Raw genomic sequence first — 18,455 nt, forward strand, 5'->3', positions numbered from 1 at the left:
AAGCACCAAAACGAGGCGGCTGCGCATTTTCGCGCACCAAAAGCGATCATGCATCGAGAGGGCGCTTCGCCTGGATCACGATGAATGGCGAAACCACCACCGCCCAAATCTCTGGATCGCGGCTTTGCAGGTCCTGGGCCTGCTCGGCGGTCACCGGCCCAACAGTGCCATCACTACGCCACTTGGCGAAGATCTCGCTGCGATTCTCGGCCATTGCCTCGGCAACGGCAATCAGGTCCAGGCTTGGGTCGACCCAAATCAGGTCACCCTTGGCCCAGAAACGCTCCAGCGCTTTCCACTCGATGATTGCCGTCTCGCCAAGCAATTTGGCATAGAGGGTGCTTGTGTGATCAGTCATGGGTGGTATCCGCAAAAATCGGCCAATAAAAAAGGTCGGCATTTTTGCAGAAAAACCCGGTTTCAAATATGTAATTTGGTCGATTGATCCCGAAACTTGTGGGGCGGGGTCGCAGATGCAGGCAGTTTGATGGCGCCTTTCTGTATCTTTGTGTCGACCATGCGACAACCCAGGAAGCAGGCACTTTTCGACCGCTTTTCAAGCGCTCGGGCAGCGCTCTACACTGTACCGGTACAGTTCCGGGACATGTTCCGGGGGAAGGTGGGCTTGCGCGTTGGCATGGCCACGCCGCAAATCCCGCCCGGTCTGTAGCCCTGGCCGCCAGGACTATAAGAATTACAACAGAATGAGTGGAGCACTATGATCAAGATTTCCAAGCTGTTCGCCGCAATGGTTCTGGCAGGGGTAGCCAGCCATTCGTTTGCCGCCGATACCATCAAGATCGGGATTGCAGGCCCCAAGACCGGCCCTGTAACCCAGTACGGCGACATGCAGTTCATCGGCGCCAAGCAAGCCATCAAGGATATCAACGCCGCGGGCGGCGTGGATGGCAAGATGCTCGAAGCCAAGGAATACGACGACGCCTGCGATCCTAAACAGGCCGTTGCAGTCGCCAACAAAGTGGTCAACGACGGCGTCAAGTTCGTCATCGGTCACCTGTGCTCCAGCTCCACCCAGCCTGCGTCCGACATCTACGAAGACGAAGGCGTGATCATGATCACCCCGGCCGCCACCTCCCCGGAAATCACCGCCCGTGGCTACAAGCTGATCTTCCGTACCATCGGCCTGGACAGCGCCCAGGGCCCGGCTGCCGGCAACTACATCGCCGACCACGTCAAGCCGAAGGTAGTCGCCGTCCTGCACGACAAGCAGCAGTACGGTGAAGGCATCGCTACCGCGGTCAAGCAGACTCTGGAAGGCAAAGGCACCAAGGTTGCCGTGTTCGAAGGCCTGAACGCCGGTGACAAGGACTTCTCCTCGATCATCCAGAAGCTCAAGCAGAACAACGTCGACTTCGTCTACTACGGCGGCTACCACCCAGAGCTGGGCCTGATCCTGCGCCAAGCCCAGGAAAAAGGCCTGAAAGCCAAGTTCATGGGCCCGGAAGGCGTGGGTAACGACTCCATCTCGCAGATCGCCCAGAACGCCTCCGAAGGCCTGCTGGTGACCCTGCCGAAGTCGTTCGACGCGGACCCTGCGAACAAGAAGATCGTCGACGCCATCAAGGCTGACGGCAAGGACCCAAGCGGCCCGTTCGTGTTCCCGGCCTACTCGGCTGTCGAGCTGATCGCCCAGGGCATCAAGGCCGCCAAGTCCGAAGACGCCGAGAAGGTGGCCGAGGCCATCCACGCCGGCACCTTCAAGACCCCGACCGGTGATCTGTCCTACGACGTCAAAGGCGACCTGAAAGACTTCAAGTTCGTGGTCTACGAATGGCACTTCGGCAAGCCGAAGACCGAAGTCTCCCCTCAGTAACTGCGTGACTAATAGCTGACCGTAGAAGCCCACTGTGCGAGCAGTGGGCTTTGTTTTACGAGGTTCATGGGCCTGATCCCCGCGATCCGGGGGCGGGTTCACCTGAAAATCTTAAAACCGTCACCCGCGGTTTCCTGGCCGTACCCCCGCCAGCGAAATGCAAATCAGGTTTTTAGGAGCGCTGTAATGCCTGAGATCTACCATTTCTTCCAACAACTGGTTAATGGATTGACCATCGGCAGCACCTATGCCTTGATCGCCATCGGCTACACGATGGTGTACGGCATCATTGGCATGATCAACTTCGCCCACGGCGAGGTGTACATGATCGGTTCCTACGTGGCCTTCATCGCCCTGGCGGGCCTGGCCATGATGGGTATCCATTCGCTGCCGATCCTGATGACCGTCGCCTTCGTCGCGACGATCTTCGTCACCAGTGCCTATGGCTACAGCATCGAACGGGTTGCCTACCGCCCCTTGCGCAACAGCAACCGCCTGATCCCGCTGATTTCCGCCATCGGCATGTCGATCTTCCTGCAGAACACCGTCTTGCTGTCGCAAGACTCCAAGGACAAGTCCATCCCCAACTTGATCCCCGGAAGCTTCTCGTTCGGGCCGGGTGGCGCGGAGGAAGTACTGATCAGCTACATGCAGATCCTGGTGTTCGTGGTCACCCTGGTGGCCATGACCTGCCTCACCCTGTTCATCTCCCGTTCCCGCCTGGGCCGCGCCTGCCGCGCCTGTGCCGAGGACATCAAGATGGCCAACCTGCTGGGCATCAACACCAACAACATCATCGCCCTCACCTTCGTCATCGGTGCCGCCCTGGCGGCGGTGGCGGCCGTGCTGCTGAGCATGCAGTACGGGGTGATCAACCCCAACGCCGGTTTCCTGGTGGGCCTGAAGGCTTTCACCGCGGCGGTGCTGGGTGGCATCGGCAGCATTCCGGGCGCCATGCTCGGCGGGCTGGTGCTGGGCGTGGCCGAAGCGTTCGGTGCCGATATCTTCGGCGACCAGTACAAGGACGTGGTGGCATTCGGCTTGTTGGTTCTTGTCCTGCTATTCCGGCCGACCGGCATCCTGGGCCGCCCGGAGGTTGAAAAAGTATGAACAGAAATCTCAAACAGGCGTTCTTCAGCGCCTTGCTGGTATGGGCCGTGGCCTTCCCGGTACTGGGCCTGAAACTGAGCATCGACGGCATCAGCCTAGTGGTGCACAGCCAGGGCTCGTTCACTATCAGCATCATTGCCGTGTGTTCGGTGCTGATGTTCCTGCGTGTGCTGTTCGACAAGCAGTGGAGTTCGGTGATGGGCCGCCGTTCGGATCGCAAGCTGATCCCGCCGGCCGTCAGCAACTACCTGACCCTGCCGAAGACCCAGCGCTACGTGATCCTGGGCCTGATCGTCGCGGCACTGGTGTGGCCGTTCTTCGGTTCGCGCGGTGCAGTCGACATTGCCACGCTGATCCTGATCTACGTGTTGCTGGGCCTGGGCCTGAACATCGTGGTCGGTCTGGCAGGCCTGCTCGACCTCGGTTACGTCGGCTTCTACGCCGTCGGCGCCTACAGCTATGCCATGCTCTCGCACTACCTGGGCTGGAGCTTCTGGGTATGCCTGCCGATCGCCGGCCTGATGGCCGCTACCTTCGGCTTCCTGCTCGGCTTCCCGGTGCTGCGCCTGCGCGGTGACTACCTGGCGATCGTGACCCTCGGCTTCGGCGAGATCATCCGCCTGTTCCTGCGTAACCTCACCGACTGGACCGGCGGCCCCAACGGCATCAGCAACATCCCCAAGCCGGAGCTCTTCGGCCTGACCTTCGAACGCCGTGCCGCCGAGGGCATGCAGACCTTCCACGAGTTCTTCGGGCTGGAATACAACTCGATCAACAAGGTCATCTTCCTCTACCTGGTGGCTCTGCTGCTGGCCCTGCTGGCGCTGTTCGTTATCAACCGCCTGCTGCGCATGCCGATCGGCCGCGCCTGGGAAGCCCTGCGCGAAGACGAGATCGCCTGCCGTGCACTGGGCCTGAACCCGACCGTGATCAAGCTCTCGGCATTCACCCTGGGCGCCTGCTTCGCCGGTTTCGCCGGCAGCTTCTTCGCTGCGCGCCAGGGCCTGGTGACGCCGGAGTCGTTTACCTTCATCGAGTCGGCGATCATCCTCGCCATCGTCGTGCTTGGCGGCATGGGCTCACAACTGGGCGTGATTCTCGCGGCCATCGTGATGATCCTGCTGCCCGAGCTGATGCGTGAGTTCAGCGAATACCGGATGCTGATGTTCGGTGCGCTGATGGTGTTGATGATGATCTGGCGTCCGCAGGGCCTGCTGCCTATGCAACGACCACACATGGAGCTGCATCGATGAGCCGTGAAATTCTGCAAGTCAGCGGCCTGAGCATGCGCTTCGGCGGCTTGTTGGCGGTCAACGGCGTGGGCCTGACCGTCAAGGAAAAACAGGTGGTGGCACTGATCGGCCCGAACGGCGCCGGCAAGACCACGGTGTTCAACTGCCTGACCGGCTTCTACAAGCCCAGCGGCGGCACCATCCTGCTCGATGGCCAGCCGATCCAGGGCCTGGCCGGGCACCAGATCGCCCGCAAGGGCGTGGTGCGGACCTTCCAGAACGTGCGCCTGTTCAAGGAAATGACTGCGCTGGAAAACCTGCTGATCGCCCAGCATCGCCACCTGAACACCAACTTCTTCGCCGGCCTGTTCAAGACCCCGAACTTCCGCCGCAGCGAGAAGGAGGCCATGGAGCGCGCCCAGTACTGGCTGGAGAAGGTCAACCTGACCGAGTTCGCCAACCGTACCGCCGGCACCCTCGCCTACGGCCAACAGCGCCGCCTGGAAATCGCCCGCTGCATGATGACCCAGCCGCGCATCATCATGCTCGACGAACCGGCAGCCGGCCTGAACCCGAAGGAGACCGAAGACCTCAAGGCGCTGATCGCCTACCTGCGCGAATCACACAACGTCACCGTGCTGCTGATCGAACACGACATGAAGCTGGTGATGAGCATTTCCGACCATATCGTGGTGATCAACCAGGGCACCCCACTGGCCCACGGCACGCCGGAAGAGATCCGCGACAACCCTGACGTGATCAAAGCCTACCTGGGGGAAGCGTAAATGCTGAAGTTCGAAAACGTTTCCACCTTCTACGGCAAGATCCAGGCGCTGCACAGCGTCAACGTGGAGATCAACCAGGGCGAGATCGTTACCCTGATCGGCGCCAACGGTGCCGGCAAGTCGACCTTGCTGATGACCCTGTGCGGCTCGCCGCAGGCGCACAGCGGCAGCATCAAGTACCTGGGTGAAGAACTGGTCGGCCAGCCGTCCTCGCACATCATGCGCAAGAGCATCGCGGTAGTGCCGGAAGGCCGCCGTGTGTTCTCCCGCCTGACCGTCGAGGAAAACCTGGCAATGGGTGGTTTCTTCACCGACAAGGGCGATTACCAGGAGCAACTGGACAAGGTGCTGCAGCTGTTCCCGCGCCTGAAGGAGCGTTATATCCAGCGTGGCGGCACCATGTCCGGTGGCGAGCAGCAGATGCTCGCCATTGGCCGGGCGCTGATGAGCAAGCCCAAGCTGCTGCTGCTCGACGAGCCCTCGCTGGGCCTGGCGCCGATCATCATCCAGCAGATCTTCGACATCATCGAACAGCTGCGCCGTGATGGCGTGACGGTGTTCCTGGTGGAGCAGAACGCCAACCAGGCGCTGAAGATTGCTGATCGGGCGTACGTGCTGGAGAACGGCCGGGTGGTGATGCAAGGGACAGGTGAAGCACTGCTGACCGACCCGAAGGTGCGCGACGCGTACCTGGGGGGGTGATCGGGAAAAGGGCCTTCGGGCCCTTTTTTCTGCCTGCCGGTTTTGTGTCGCCTGTGCAGCCCTCTTCGCGGGTAAACCCGCTCCCACAGGTACGGCGCCACACTCAAGCCTTGCGCTACCCCTGTGGGAGCGGGTTTACCCGCGAAGAAGCCAGCACAGTTGACCGAAAACTTGTGATCCCGGCAAAGCCTGAGTAACGTGGCCAGCTCCTTGGCAAAAGATTCCCCCGGAGCCCGCCCCATGCGCCTCACTCCCACCCTGCTGCTCACCGCCCTGCTGCCCCTGTTCGCCGGCTGCCAGCTGATGGCTGACGCCCCCAGCGACCCGAACATCGGCACCACGCGCATGCAGGGCGAGCTGCGTGCCGCCGGTGGCCAGCTGCTGTTCAAGCCGTGCAGCGAAAACCGTACCTTCGTGATCAACGACGTCGCCGCCACCGGCATCCTGCAGGAAGCCGCCAACCTCGCCAAGGATGCCAACGACAAGCTGTTCGCCGACGTCCGTGGCCGCCTCACCGGCAGCAGGCAGGCCAACAACGACGGCCAGCTGGAAGTACGCCGCCTTTACCGCCTGGAACCTTCCACCCGCGCCTGTGAAGACCCCAACTTCAAGCAGCTGACCCTGCGCGCCAACGGCCACGAACCGGAATGGGACATCAAGGCCAGCGGCAAAGGCATGGTGCTCAACCGCGTCGGCCAGGAACCCCTGCCCCTGCCCTTCCTGGAAGAAGAAGTGCCCGGCGGCGGCCTGACCCTGACCAGCGAAGCCAACGGCCAGCACGTGGAGCTGTGGGTCGCGCCACAACGCTGCGTGGATACCGCCACCGGTGCCATCCACCACCTGCGCGCCGAACTGCGCATTGACGGCAAGACCCTGCAGGGCTGCGGCTACTACGGCGGCGCACGCGACAACTGATCGCCGGGCGCTTTTATCCTGCCAGTCCGGGCGGCGAACAGCTTATACTTGGCGGTTTGTGTAAAGCCGCCGGCCGCCCATGGCCGGGATACTGGACCCTGCCATGCTACGAATCACCGAACTGAAGCTGCCCCTGGACCATCCCGACGAAGCCCTGCGTGAAGCCATCGTCCAGCGCCTGGGCATCCGCGACGAGCAACTGCTCAGCTTCAACCTGTTCAAGCGCAGCTACGATGCGCGCAAGAAGAACAGCGAACTGCTGTTCATCTACACCATCGACCTGGAAGCCAGCAACGAAGCCGAACTGCTCAGCAAATTCGCCGACGATCGCAACATTGGCCCGGCGCCAGACGTAACCTACAAGTTCGTCGGCCAGGCCCCTGCCGATCTGCAGGAACGCCCGATCGTGGTCGGCTTCGGCCCGTGCGGCATCTTCGCCGGCCTGTTGCTGGCACAGATGGGCTTCAAGCCGATCATCCTCGAGCGCGGCAAGGAAGTGCGTCAGCGCACCAAGGACACCTGGGGCCTGTGGCGCAAGAGCGTGCTCAACCCGGAATCCAACGTGCAGTTCGGCGAAGGCGGCGCCGGTACCTTCTCCGACGGCAAACTGTACAGCCAGATCAAGGACCCGCAGCACCACGGCCGCAAGGTGCTGGAAGAGTTCGTCAAGGCCGGTGCGCCGGATGAGATCCTGTATATCAACAAGCCGCACATCGGTACCTTCCGCCTGACTGGCATGGTCGAGCAGATGCGTCAGGACATGATCGCCCTCGGCGCCGAGGTGCGCTTCCAGCAGAAGGTCACCGACCTGCTGATCGAGGATGGGCAACTGACCGGCGTAGTGCTGGAGAGCGGCGAACAGCTGCACTCGCGCCATGTGGTACTAGCCCTGGGCCACAGTGCTCGCGACACTTTCCGCATGCTGCACGCCAAGGGCGTGTACATGGAAGCCAAGCCCTTCTCTGTGGGCTTCCGTATCGAGCACCCGCAAACGCTGATCGACAAGGCGCGCCTGGGCAAGTACGCCGGCCACCCGAAACTCGGTGCCGCCGACTACAAACTGGTGTACCACGCCAAGAATGGCCGTTCGGTGTACAGCTTCTGCATGTGCCCGGGCGGCACTGTGGTCGCCGCCACCAGCGAGCCAGGCCGGGTGGTTACCAACGGCATGAGCCAGTACTCGCGTAACGAGCGCAACGCCAACTCCGGCATTGTCGTCGGCATCGACCCCGAGCGCGATTACCCGGGCGGCCCGCTGGCCGGCATCGAGCTGCAGGAACGCCTGGAAGCCCACGCCTACGTGATGGGCGGCAGCAACTACCAGGCCCCGGCGCAGCTGGTGGGTGACTTCGTCGCCGGCCGACCGTCGACTGCGCTGGGCAGTGTCGAGCCGTCCTACAAACCGGGCGTGACCCTGGGCGACCTGGCGCCGAGCCTGCCGGACTTTGCCATCGAGGCCATTCGCGAGGCACTGCCGGCGTTCGACCGGCAGATCAAGGGTTACAACCTGCATGATGCAGTGCTGACCGGGATCGAGACCCGCACCTCGTCGCCGCTGCGCATTACCCGCGGTGAGGACTTCCAGAGCCTGAACCTGAAGGGGCTGTTCCCGGCGGGTGAAGGGGCCGGGTATGCAGGCGGGATCCTGTCGGCGGGGGTCGATGGGATTCGCATTGCCGAGGCGGTGGCGCGGGATATGCTCGGCCTCTGATCCTTTGTTGCCTGCGAGGGCCTCTTCGCGGGTAAACCCGCTCCCACAGGTACTTCACAGGTATTGAAGACTGTGAAGTACCTGTGGGAGCGGGTTTACCCGCGAAAGGGCCACTGCAGACATCAGAAAAATCCACAGCAAATATCAGACTTCCCCTCCCCACTCCTTCCCCATCTGCATCTAGGCTTCCCTCAGCCCAGCCAGTAACACCATATAACAAAAACGAATATAGTTTTTGTTTGAAAGCATATCGTCACAGGCTAGGGTGTATGCCCGTTCCATCTTAACTGCTCATGGAGAGCCTATAGCCCGTGCGTAGCCTGTTCACCCGCTTCTTCCAGCTCGAAGCCGCCAGCGGCCTGTTGCTGATCGCTGCAGCCATCCTGGCCCTGGTCATCAACAATTCGCCGCTTTCCTACCTGTACAGCGGCCTGCTCGACGTGCCCGTCGCCGTCCAGGTCGGCGCGCTGCAAATCGCCAAACCGCTGCTGCTGTGGATCAACGACGGCCTGATGGCGCTGTTCTTCCTGCTCATCGGCCTGGAGGTCAAGCGCGAGGTGGTCGACGGCCACCTGTCCAAGCCCTCCCAGGTGATCCTGCCTGCCACCGCCGCCGTGGGCGGCATGGTGATCCCGGCATTGCTCTACTGGTTCATCAACCGTGACAACCCGGCAGCCGTGGCCGGCTGGGCGATCCCTACCGCCACCGACATCGCCTTCGCCCTCGGCGTACTGGCCCTGCTGGGCAAGCGCGTGCCGGTGTCGCTGAAACTGTTCCTGATGACCCTGGCGATCATCGACGACCTGGGTGCGATCATCGTCATTGCCCTGTTCTACTCGGGTACCCTGTCGAGCGTGTCACTGCTGCTGGCCGCCGCCTGCCTGGTAGTGCTGGTGGCCATGAACCGGCTTGGTGTGGTCAAGCTTGGGCCGTACATGGTCGTTGGCCTGATCCTCTGGGTCTGCGTGCTCAAGAGCGGCGTGCATGCCACTCTGGCCGGTGTTGCCCTGGCCTTGTGCATCCCGCTGCGCACGCGCCATGCCGAACGCTCGCCACTGCTTGCCCTGGAACACGCCCTGCATCCCTGGGTCGCCTACGCCATCCTGCCACTGTTCGCTTTTGCCAATGCCGGTGTATCGCTGGCAGGCATGACCGTAGAAAGCTTCACCCACCCGGTGCCACTGGGCATCACCGTCGGGCTGCTGCTGGGCAAGACCGTGGGTGTCTTCGGCCTGACCTGGGTCGCGATCAAGCTACGCCTGGCCGCGCTGCCTGCCGGCGCCAGTTGGGGGCAATTGCTGGGTGTGGCGATACTTTGCGGTATCGGCTTCACCATGAGCCTGTTCGTTGGCTCGCTCGCCTTTGTGCCTGGCAGCAGTGATTACGCCGGGATGGACCGCATGGGCATTCTCACCGGCTCGTTCTTCGCCGCCGTGATCGGCTATGCGGTAACCGCCATGGCCAGCCGCAAGCCCAACGTCGGCTGACCTTGCCGCAGCATGAAAAAACCCCGACTGGCGAGCGCCATGTCGGGGTTTTTCTTGTTGGGCTACGGTCAGCGCGTGACGCGGCTGGTGCCATCGACAGTCATGATGCGCACGCGGTCGCCAACGCGGAAGATCTCGTTCTGCTGCACGGCCTGCACATAGGCACGCATGCTGCCATCATCCTCACGCACGGTGATTTCGACACCTTGGGTACGAGTCAGGCCTTCTTCGGCGGCGGAACCGGCCAAGCCACCGGCAACAGCACCGATCACGGCAGCAACGATGCTGCCACGGCCACCACCCACGGCGCTGCCGGCCACGCCACCGACGATGGCGCCCGCGCCACCACCGATCGGGGTCTTGGTGCCCTCGATCTTGACCGGACGCAAGGACTCGATGGTGCCCATGCGCACGGTTTGCACGCGGCGGGCCTCATCACGGGAGTAGCTGTCACCGGTCAGGCTCGAGGCACAGCCACCCAGCAACAGCGACATGGTGGTAAAGGTCGCCACCAGCAAAGCGGATTTACGCATGGGTAAAGTCTCCATAAGTCAGGTGCTCATTAGACGCTGCACGTTGACGGCTGTCACGGTACAAACGTAATAAAATTGTTTTCATTCAGCCAACGGACAGCCTGCGTAGCTGTGTCGAGGCCTTTCAAGTGAGACCAAGGATAGCCATGGATTACTTCATCGTCGTGGTCACCACCGTTGCGGGGCTGTACTTCCACTGGTGGCTTTATGTGCGCATGCGCCGCTGGATGGACCGTGATCTGGCATTGTCGCTGGCTGGGGCGGACCCTCGAAAACGCGCTTATATGCTGCAACGGCTGGAGCAGGCACGGGTGGAGAAGGTGGGGCGCAAGCAGTTGGCGGGGTGGTTGGAGCGGGAGGCTGCGGGGTATTCGGGGTAGCTGATGGAATGCGGGGGCTGCTGCGCAGCCCTTTCGCGACACAAGGCCGCTCCTACAGGGGGCCGCGTCAGTTGCCGGGACCGCGATCCCCTGTAGGAGCGGCCTTGTGTCGCGAAAGGGCCGCAAAGCGGCCCCGACAATCTCAGGGCGCCAACCGCTCCCGCAGCCATTGCCCATCCACCAGGCGGTAGTTCAGTCGGTCATGCAGGCGGCTGGCCCGCCCCTGCCAGAACTCGATACGCTCAGGCAGCAACCGATACCCACCCCAATGCTCCGGGCAATGCGGCTGGGTGTCGGAGAAGCGCGCCTCGGTGGCCTTGACCAGCCCCTCCAGTTCCTCGCGACCGGCAATCACCTGGCTCTGCGGCGACGCCCAAGCCCCCAGGCGACTGCCCAGCGGGCGCACCTGGTAGTACGCGTCAGACTCCTGGGGCGTGACCTTTTCCACCCGCCCTTCGATGCGCACCTGGCGCTCCAGCGCAGGCCAGAAGAAGGTCATGGCGGCGAAAGGATTGACCAGTAGTTGCTGGCCCTTGGCACTATCGTAGTTGGTGAAGAAGGTGAAACCACGCTCATCGAGCCCCTTCAGCAGCAAGATACGGCAGTGAGGGCGGCCTTCAGCATCGACAGTGGCCAAGGTCATGGCGTTGGCTTCCACCGGTGCCTGCTCGGTTTTCACCGCATCGGCGAACCACTGGTGGAACAGGGCGAACGGCTCCCCCGGAGCCTGGGCTTCGGCCAGGCCATCACGGGTGTAGTCGCGGCGCATATCTGCCAGGGATTGGGTCATTGCTGCGTTCCTTGACGATCAGTTGGTCTTCGCAGGGCTGTTGGCAGCTACTTTCTTGTCAGTGGTAGCTTTCTTGGCGACGGGCTTGGCCGGCGCGGCTTTTTTCTTGGCCGTGGTCTTGGCGGGCGCCTTGGCCTTGGCTTTTGTAACAGGCTTCTTCGCCGCAGCCTTGGTGGCCGGCTTGCTGTCGGCAGCCTTGACGGCAGGCGCCTTGACATCCTGCGCCGCCACCATCGGGGCCCGCGCCGGGGCGGCTTGCTGGTACTTGGCCAGCAGGGCGACCATGGTGTTCTGCGGGGTCAACAGCATTTCCACACGGCGGTTAAGGGCGCGGCCCTCGGCGCTGTCGTTGGCGGCGCGCGGCATTTCCGAGCCCATGCCCTTGAGGTTAAGGCGGTCACGCTGCAGGCCGCTGAGGCGGAAGATGGCCGATACCGAAGCGGCGCGCTCCAGGCTGAGCTTCTGGTTGGCGGCAGCGACACCGCTGCTGTCGGCATGGCCAAGCACCAGCACGGCGGTCTTGGCATCGCCCTCGACAGTCTTGGCCACCCGGGTAATCGGGCCCAGGGTCATCGGCAGCAGCATGTTAGGACGATCGGGGTTGTACGAACTGTCCACCGGGATGGTTACAGCCAGCACGTTGTCACGGCGCTCCAGCTCCAGCTTGCTGCCCTTGATCGCCTCACGCAGCTTGGGCTCGTACTCGTCCAGCCAGGCCTGGGTGGCCTTCTGGTCGATCTTCGGTACCACCGGCCCCTTTGCCTGCTTATCTTCACCGCCGAACGGCCACCACCAACGGCTGGCGCTGTCGGACTTGGCGTCGGCCTTGGCCACGTTTTCCGTGACGGCTTGCTTCACTTCCTGCTCGGCAACCTTGTCCGAACCGAAAGGCCACCAGCTCGAGGCGCTGTCCTTCGAGCCGTCCTGGGGGTGGCTGGCGCAGCCGGTAACGGCGGTCAGGCACAGGGCGAGTGCTAAGGTTTTGTGTGAAGACATCAGCGATACACCATGAAATAGAAAGAAATTTTGCCTACGCACTTCAGGCGTTGGCATTGAGGATAGTCAAAGGGATGGGGCAATACCCGCATTACCCGATCAAAGGCAACTGGCAAGGACACGTACCAGTTTCTGGGCTCGCGGGTCCATGAGCACATAAGGGCCAAGGGTATTGACCACGAAACCGAAGGCAACATCGTGCTCCGGGTCAGCGAAACCGACCGAGCCACCAGCGCCTGGGTGGCCGAAGGCGCGGGCCCCGAGGCCGAACGTGGCGTTGGCCACATCGGGTTGGTCGAGCATGCAGCCCAGGCCAAAACGGGTCTGGGTAAGCAGGGTGCGATCCTGGCCGAGGCTGTGCTCTCGGGTCAGTTCGTCGAGCAGTTCGGATTCGAGCAGGCTACCGTCCAGCAACCCGGCATAGAAGCCCGCCAGGCTGCGCGCATTGCCATGGCCATTTGCCGCTGGCTGCTGCATGCGCCGCCACTCCGGCTTGTTGGTACTGGTCAGGATCGCCGGCGGGTTGGTGAAGGCACGGGTCGACAGTGCCTCTGGCTCGCGCATGGTCACCTGTAGCAGGCGCTGGGCCGCAGCGTCGCCGGCGTTGCCCTTGCCACGGGCGATATGCGCTACGCGATGGAACTCATCGTCTGCCAGGCCGACATGAAAATCCAGCCCCAGGGGCCGAGCGGTACGGGCCACGATCGAGTCGCCGGGGCCACGGCCGTCGGCACGGCGGATCAGCTCGCCAATCAGCCAGCCATAGGTAATGGCGGCATAGCCGTGCTCGGTGCCGGGTGTCCACCAGGGCGTTTCGGCAGCCAGCGCATCGACCATGGTCTGCCAGTCATACAGCGCCTCGGCCGGCAGCAACTCACGGATGGCCGGCAAGCCGGCACGGTGGCTGAGCAGCTGGCGCAGGGTGATCGCCTGTTTGCCTGCTTGGGCAAACTCGGGCCAGTAGTTGGCCACCGGGGCATCCAGGGCCAGCTTGCCCTCGCCAACCAGTTGCAGGGCAGTGACGGCGGTGAAGGTCTTGGTGCAGGAGAACAGGTTGGCGATGGTGTCGCTGTGCCAGGCCTGCTGGCCATCCTTGTCGGCACTGCCGGCCCACAGGTCGACCACGGTTTCGCCACCGACCTGGATGCACAGCGCGGCGCCACGCTCCTGGGGATCATCGAACAGCGCGGCGAAGGCCTCGTGCACTGCTTCGAACTTCAGCTCATAGTGACCCTGGATCTGCACCCGCTGTTCTCCGTACGACCAATTCCGAAAATGGTGTGCATTGTTTCAGTAGTTGCGAGTTTTGCAAACTGGCTTGGGCTGGGTGGTCACTGTGGGAGCGGCCTTGTGTCGCGATGGGCTGCGCAGCAGCCCCGGCAATTTATGCAGCGCCGCTGAAATCAGGGGACTGCTCCGCAGTCCTTTCGCGACGCAAGGCCGCTCCCACAAAAAGACCGCGTCAACCTGGGCTAGGGCGTCGGCTTTTCCAGCTGGGCGCGCAGCTGGCTCATTGCCTGCAAGTTGCTCTTGCGCACGGCATCGACAAACCCTGGGTATGGCATATCGGTAATCGCCACCAACCCGAGGTGGCCGTTCTCGCCATCGAGCAGGCGGCCGCTGGCCGGCTGGTCGAGGTACTGGAACCAGTGCGCGCCAACGATCATCGGCTGCGCCAGCGCCGCCTTGAGGAAATTGCCGTAGGCCGGGCCACGGTCTTCTTCCCGCGCCACTTCCAGCGGCCCCGGCCAGAACGGCCCGCGATCGCGCGAGCCGAACTGGAACTCGGACACCAACACCGGCTTGTCCAGCTCGGCCAGGCGGGCGAAGTCGTAGCCGTCCTGCGGCTTGAGGGTATAGAAGTTGAAGCTGAGCACATCGCAGAATTCGGCGCAGGCCTTGACCGCCTCCGGCGTGCTGACGGCAAAGCGGCCGCCCAGCAGCAAGTGATTGGGCGCATGCCACTTCAACGAGTCGGCAATGGTTTTGAAATAGGTTTCGGCGAACACCTGCTGGAAGTGCTGGTAGTCACGCTCGATTTCCGGGTGCTCCGGGTTGGGCAACGGTGCCTCGAAGCCCGGGTCCTCCATCAGTTCCCAGGCCGCCAGCTCGATCCCCCAGGCCTTGGACAGCCCTTCTTGGTTGCGGTACTTGTCACGCAACTGCTTGAGGAAGGCGCGCTTGGCCGGTACATCGGTGGTCAGGCGCAAGGTACCGTAGGCCAGGCCATAACGCGCCTTTGGGTCGTTACCTGGGGCGGCCCAGGCCAGTTCGTTGTCGGCGAAATAGCCGATCAGCCAGGGGTCGTCGCGGTGATCGCGGGCGGCGATTGCCACGGCGCGCTCGGTGGCCATGGCAAAACGCGGGTCGAACGGGTCGGGCATGCGGCCCCACCAGTCCATGCCGGTGCTGATGCTGGCGTAATCCCCCACGATCGATAGCGGCAATGTGTATGGCATGCGCCTGGCCTGGCCCAGAGCCGGCTCGCTCCAGTTGCCTACCGTGTTGAAACCCCAGGCCTGCAGGCGGTCGAGCGCATGCGCCTGCCAGCGGGCGGTATCCAGCGCCAATGGCGGGCAACTGGCCGGCTGCCCTTCTACTGCGGGCGGGCAAGATTTGCCATGGGTGCGTTGCAGGTTGGCGGCATAGAAGTCGAACCAGCGCCCTTGCTTGAAGTTACGCCCTTGCGACGAAGGGTTGCCATCGTCGTTGTTGCCATCACCATAGAATGCTGCCAGTGCATCACCTTCGCCCGGCAACGCCTTGAACATCCCCTCACGCCCGGCAACGTAGGTACGCCCGCCATCCGCAGCCACTGCATTCACCCCCAGGGAATAGAACGGATGCCCCTCGGGCGTTACCAGGTACCAGCGGCCGTCACGCTTTTCGGTGCGGAAGAAGCCTTTGGCCTCGAACGCCGGGCCAGCCAGCAGACCACCGTATGCGTCCAGCTGCTGTTTGCCGCGCTCTGCCAGCCAGCCTTTGAGCTGTTGCTGTTCGCGCGCATCGGCCGCCTTGAGCTGCTCGTCATTGGCAACCTTTTCTGGCCAATGGCCGCGGGTGGACTGGCCATAGGCATCGATCAGCTCCTGATAGGCCGCCTTGTAGGGCTGGTCGTCATCCTGGATGCCCACACGTTCGATCAGCAGGTTCTGCGCCACGTTGGGGTTGGGGATACTCAGGCTGACCGACGCCACCTGCTTGAGGTCGACCGCGCCGGCGCTGCTGGTCAGCAGCAGGCGCTGGCCGCCATGGTTCCAGGGCATGGGCGGGCCGGCGCGCATGCCCTGACTCAGCGGCGAGCTGGCCGTCAGCGGTACCATCACGGTTTGTGCAGGACCGGCCGGAAGGTCAATGCGGCTGGTCAACATGCGCCCATCACTGCCTTGCACCGTGACATCCACCGTCAGCGCCCAATCCATCGCGCTTTGCAGGCGCAAGGTCAGGAACTGCCCACCGGACCAGTCCCACACACCGCTTTGCGGGCTCAGGCGCAGGGTCGGCCGCTGGGCCGGGTTGAACACCACGCGCCGCAACACTTCGCCTTCGGCCGTCTGCTCCGCATTGTACTGCGGCATGCCGGCGTTTTCGGTCGCCACGTTGACCACCGAGGCCGGGCGCACGAAGCTGAACAGCGTCTGCTGCCCAGCCAGCAAGGGCGAGCTGAACAACAAGGCGAAAACGGCGGGCAGGGTACGGCGGACCATAAGGCTGGGGCTCTCCTTCAAGGGCCCTCATGGCCCGCGACTGAGTAATGGACAACGCGCCGGAGCAAGTGCTCCGGCGGTCAGGAAATCTCCCGCCGGAACGGCGGCAGCGCATTGAGAATAGCCTTGCCGTAGCGCTGGGTAACCAGGCGCCGGTCAAGCAAGGTGATGACACCGCGATCCTGTTCGGTTCGCAGCAGGCGGCCGCAGGCCTGGATCAGCCGCAGCGAGGCGTCGGGCACGGCAATTTCCATGAACGGGTTGCCGCCGCGAGCCTCGATCCACTCGGCCAATGCAGCTTCGACCGGGTCATCGGGCACGGCAAAGGGAATTTTGGCGATCACCACATGCTCGCAGTAAGCCCCCGGCAGGTCGACCCCCTCGGCAAAGCTGGCCAGGCCGAACAGCACGCTGTGCTGGCCATCGTCGACCCGCGCCTTGTGCTTGTTCAGGGTTTCCTGCTTGGACAGGTTGCCCTGGATCAGCACCAGCTTGCGCCAGTCACGGTCCAGGCCATCGAACACGTCCTGCATCTGCTTGCGCGAGGAGAACAGCACCAGCGCGCCGCGGGCATCTTCGACAATGTTCGGCAGTTCGCGGATGATCGCAGCGGTATGCGCCGCCGCATCGCGCGGGTCGGCCTTGAGGTCGGGGACCCGCAGCAGGCCGGCATCGCCATGCACGAACGGGCTAGGCACCACGCAGGTGACCGCGTCACGCGGCAACCCCGAGCGCATGCGGAAGCGGTCGAACTTGCCCAGCGCGGTCAGGGTCGCCGAGGTCACCAACGCGCCATGGGCCACGCTCCACAGGCTGCGGCGAAGCATTTCGGCGGCCAAAATGGGGCTGGCATTGACTTCGATGTCGAATAGCGCACCGCTCTCGGCCAGGGTCAGCCAGCGGGCCATGGGCGGGCTGTCTTCCGGGTCTTCGGCGGTAAAGGCCGTCCACAGCTCCCAGTTGCCCTGGGCACGGGTGACCAGGCTCCCGAACAGCGGGTACCACTCCTCGGCCTGGTGGCTGGCGATGCCGATGTTGACCTCACCGTCCATGCCTTCCTTGAGCAGGTCGGCCAGGCGCGTGAACAGGTCGTTGAGGCGGGCAAAACCCTTTTTCAGCTCGATGCCCACTTCACGAATCTGCTCCGGTACCACGCCACCTTCGAAGCGGTAGCGCGGGCGCTCACGGCCTTCGTTGTCCTCGCTGGGGCGGAAGTCGGCAACCTGCTCGCACAGGGTGAACATGAACTGCTGCTGGGTGCGCACTTCCCGCGCAAGCTCCGGCACCTGCTCGATGTACTTGCCCAGGTCGCCGGGCAACGGGTGCTGGGCCAGCAGCTTGGTCAGGTTCTTGGCTGTCTGCTCCAGCCAGTCGGCAGTGGAGCGCAGGCGCGAATAGTGAGCGAAATGGCCGATGGCCTTGTCCGGCAGGTGGTGGCCTTCGTCGAACACGTACATGGTGTCGCGCGGGTCAGGCAACACCGCGCCGCCGCCAAGGGCCAGGTCGGCCAGCACCATGTCGTGGTTGGTGACGATCACATCGACCTTGCCCATGCCTTCGCGTGCCTTGTAGAACACGCACTGCTGGAAGTTCGGGCAATGACGGCCGGTGCACTGGCTATGGTCGGTGGTCAGGCGCGCCCAGTCCTGGTCCTCCAGGGCTTCGGGCCAGCTGTCGCGGTCACCGTCCCAGCGGTTGCCGGCAAGCTTCTCGATCATGCTGTTGAACAGCTTCTGGCTGCGCTCGTCGACTTCGATGTGGAAGCCTTCTTCCTCGAACAGCTGGGCGGTGGCCGACTGGGCATGGCCCTCCTGCAGCAGGATGTCGAGCTTGGACAGACACAGGTAGCGGCCACGGCCCTTGGCCAGAGCGAAGCTGAAGTTCAGCCCGCTGTTGCGCATAAGGTCGGGCAGGTCCTTGAAGACAATCTGCTCCTGCAGCGCCACGGTGGCGGTGGCGATCACCAAGCGCTTGCCGGCGGCCTTGGCGGCCGGAATCGCAGCCAGGCTGTAGGCCACCGTCTTGCCGGTACCGGTGCCCGCCTCCACTGCCACCACGGCAGGCTCGCCGGCACGGCGGCCTTCTTCGTCGCAGGCAATGTCGCCGAGCACCTTGGCCACTTCGGCAATCATCAGGCGCTGGCCATAGCGCGGCTTGAGGCTCTTGGCTTCGAGAAAACGCGTATAGGCGCCCTGGATGGTGGCTTTGAGTTCGTTGCTGATCATGGTCTGCAGGCGCCCGGAGGGCTGGATATATTTTCAGTGTTGCGCATG

Annotated in this window: 16 protein-coding genes; 9 read left to right on the plus strand and 7 right to left on the minus strand. The window is 63.2% G+C overall.

The window, feature by feature from the left end:
- Window positions 1-46: 46 nt before the first annotated feature.
- Window positions 47-358: a DUF2288 domain-containing protein gene (locus R9B85_RS06700; RefSeq protein WP_112250665.1), complete on the minus strand. Its 312-nt coding sequence runs from the start codon at window positions 356-358 to the stop codon at window positions 47-49.
- A 360-nt stretch (window positions 359-718) separates the two neighbouring features.
- Here R9B85_RS06700 and R9B85_RS06705 point away from each other — a divergent pair, with 360 nt between their 5' ends.
- From R9B85_RS06705 to nhaA, 8 genes are all read left to right on the plus strand, one after another.
- A complete protein-coding gene (locus tag R9B85_RS06705) occupies window positions 719-1,834 on the plus strand; it encodes a branched-chain amino acid ABC transporter substrate-binding protein (protein ID WP_423770919.1) in 1,116 nt (371 codons plus the stop codon).
- Window positions 1,835-2,020: 186 nt separating this feature from the next.
- Complete coding sequence (gene livH / locus R9B85_RS06710; RefSeq protein ID WP_025340356.1) at window positions 2,021-2,944, plus strand: high-affinity branched-chain amino acid ABC transporter permease LivH; 924 nt, start codon at window positions 2,021-2,023, stop codon at window positions 2,942-2,944.
- The gene (locus R9B85_RS06715; RefSeq protein ID WP_112250662.1) at window positions 2,941-4,197 is read left to right on the plus strand and encodes a high-affinity branched-chain amino acid ABC transporter permease LivM; all 1,257 of its coding nucleotides are present in this window, start codon (window positions 2,941-2,943) and stop codon (window positions 4,195-4,197) included. The genes livH and R9B85_RS06715 overlap by 4 nt, the downstream gene beginning before the upstream one ends.
- The gene (gene livG, locus R9B85_RS06720; protein WP_025340358.1) at window positions 4,194-4,961 is read left to right on the plus strand and encodes a high-affinity branched-chain amino acid ABC transporter ATP-binding protein LivG; all 768 of its coding nucleotides are present in this window, start codon (window positions 4,194-4,196) and stop codon (window positions 4,959-4,961) included. The genes R9B85_RS06715 and livG overlap by 4 nt, the downstream gene beginning before the upstream one ends.
- Window positions 4,962-5,663, plus strand: a complete 702-nt coding sequence (locus tag R9B85_RS06725; RefSeq protein ID WP_013973921.1) for an ABC transporter ATP-binding protein — start codon at window positions 4,962-4,964, stop codon at window positions 5,661-5,663.
- A gap of 240 nt (window positions 5,664-5,903) precedes the next feature.
- Complete coding sequence (locus tag R9B85_RS06730; protein WP_025340360.1) at window positions 5,904-6,578, plus strand: COG3650 family protein; 675 nt, start codon at window positions 5,904-5,906, stop codon at window positions 6,576-6,578.
- A 103-nt stretch (window positions 6,579-6,681) separates the two neighbouring features.
- Window positions 6,682-8,289 (plus strand): NAD(P)/FAD-dependent oxidoreductase, encoded by a 1,608-nt coding sequence (locus tag R9B85_RS06735; protein WP_046614721.1) that lies wholly within the window; start codon window positions 6,682-6,684, stop codon window positions 8,287-8,289.
- A 311-nt stretch (window positions 8,290-8,600) separates the two neighbouring features.
- Window positions 8,601-9,776 carry a Na+/H+ antiporter NhaA gene (gene nhaA, locus R9B85_RS06740; protein ID WP_112250659.1) on the plus strand — a complete coding sequence of 392 codons (1,176 nt, stop codon included), beginning with the start codon at window positions 8,601-8,603 and terminating at the stop codon, window positions 9,774-9,776.
- Window positions 9,777-9,844: 68 nt separating this feature from the next.
- Here the strand turns inward: nhaA and R9B85_RS06745 are convergent, their stop codons facing one another.
- The gene (locus R9B85_RS06745) at window positions 9,845-10,309 is read right to left on the minus strand and encodes a glycine zipper 2TM domain-containing protein (protein WP_112250657.1); all 465 of its coding nucleotides are present in this window, start codon (window positions 10,307-10,309) and stop codon (window positions 9,845-9,847) included.
- Between the two features lie 146 nt (window positions 10,310-10,455).
- Here R9B85_RS06745 and R9B85_RS06750 point away from each other — a divergent pair, with 146 nt between their 5' ends.
- Window positions 10,456-10,689 carry a hypothetical protein gene (locus R9B85_RS06750; RefSeq protein WP_112250655.1) on the plus strand — a complete coding sequence of 78 codons (234 nt, stop codon included), beginning with the start codon at window positions 10,456-10,458 and terminating at the stop codon, window positions 10,687-10,689.
- Window positions 10,690-10,831: 142 nt separating this feature from the next.
- Here the strand turns inward: R9B85_RS06750 and pdxH are convergent, their stop codons facing one another.
- The 5 genes from pdxH to dinG all read right to left on the minus strand — a co-directional run bounded on the left by pdxH (window position 10,832) and on the right by dinG (window position 18,407).
- Window positions 10,832-11,479 carry a pyridoxamine 5'-phosphate oxidase gene (gene pdxH, locus R9B85_RS06755; RefSeq protein WP_112250653.1) on the minus strand — a complete coding sequence of 216 codons (648 nt, stop codon included), beginning with the start codon at window positions 11,477-11,479 and terminating at the stop codon, window positions 10,832-10,834.
- Window positions 11,480-11,497: 18 nt separating this feature from the next.
- Complete coding sequence (locus tag R9B85_RS06760; RefSeq protein WP_112250651.1) at window positions 11,498-12,475, minus strand: OmpA family protein; 978 nt, start codon at window positions 12,473-12,475, stop codon at window positions 11,498-11,500.
- Between the two features lie 99 nt (window positions 12,476-12,574).
- Complete coding sequence (locus R9B85_RS06765) at window positions 12,575-13,720, minus strand: serine hydrolase domain-containing protein (RefSeq protein ID WP_112250649.1); 1,146 nt, start codon at window positions 13,718-13,720, stop codon at window positions 12,575-12,577.
- A gap of 227 nt (window positions 13,721-13,947) precedes the next feature.
- Window positions 13,948-16,182 (minus strand): beta-galactosidase, encoded by a 2,235-nt coding sequence (locus R9B85_RS06770; protein ID WP_313856165.1) that lies wholly within the window; start codon window positions 16,180-16,182, stop codon window positions 13,948-13,950.
- Window positions 16,183-16,262: 80 nt separating this feature from the next.
- The gene (gene dinG / locus R9B85_RS06775; protein WP_112250645.1) at window positions 16,263-18,407 is read right to left on the minus strand and encodes an ATP-dependent DNA helicase DinG; all 2,145 of its coding nucleotides are present in this window, start codon (window positions 18,405-18,407) and stop codon (window positions 16,263-16,265) included.
- Window positions 18,408-18,455: the final 48 nt, after the last annotated feature.

It is taken from the genome of Pseudomonas sp. NLJ1, assembly GCF_049486705.1.
GTDB classification, from domain to species: Bacteria; Pseudomonadota; Gammaproteobacteria; order Pseudomonadales; family Pseudomonadaceae; genus Aquipseudomonas; species Aquipseudomonas inefficax.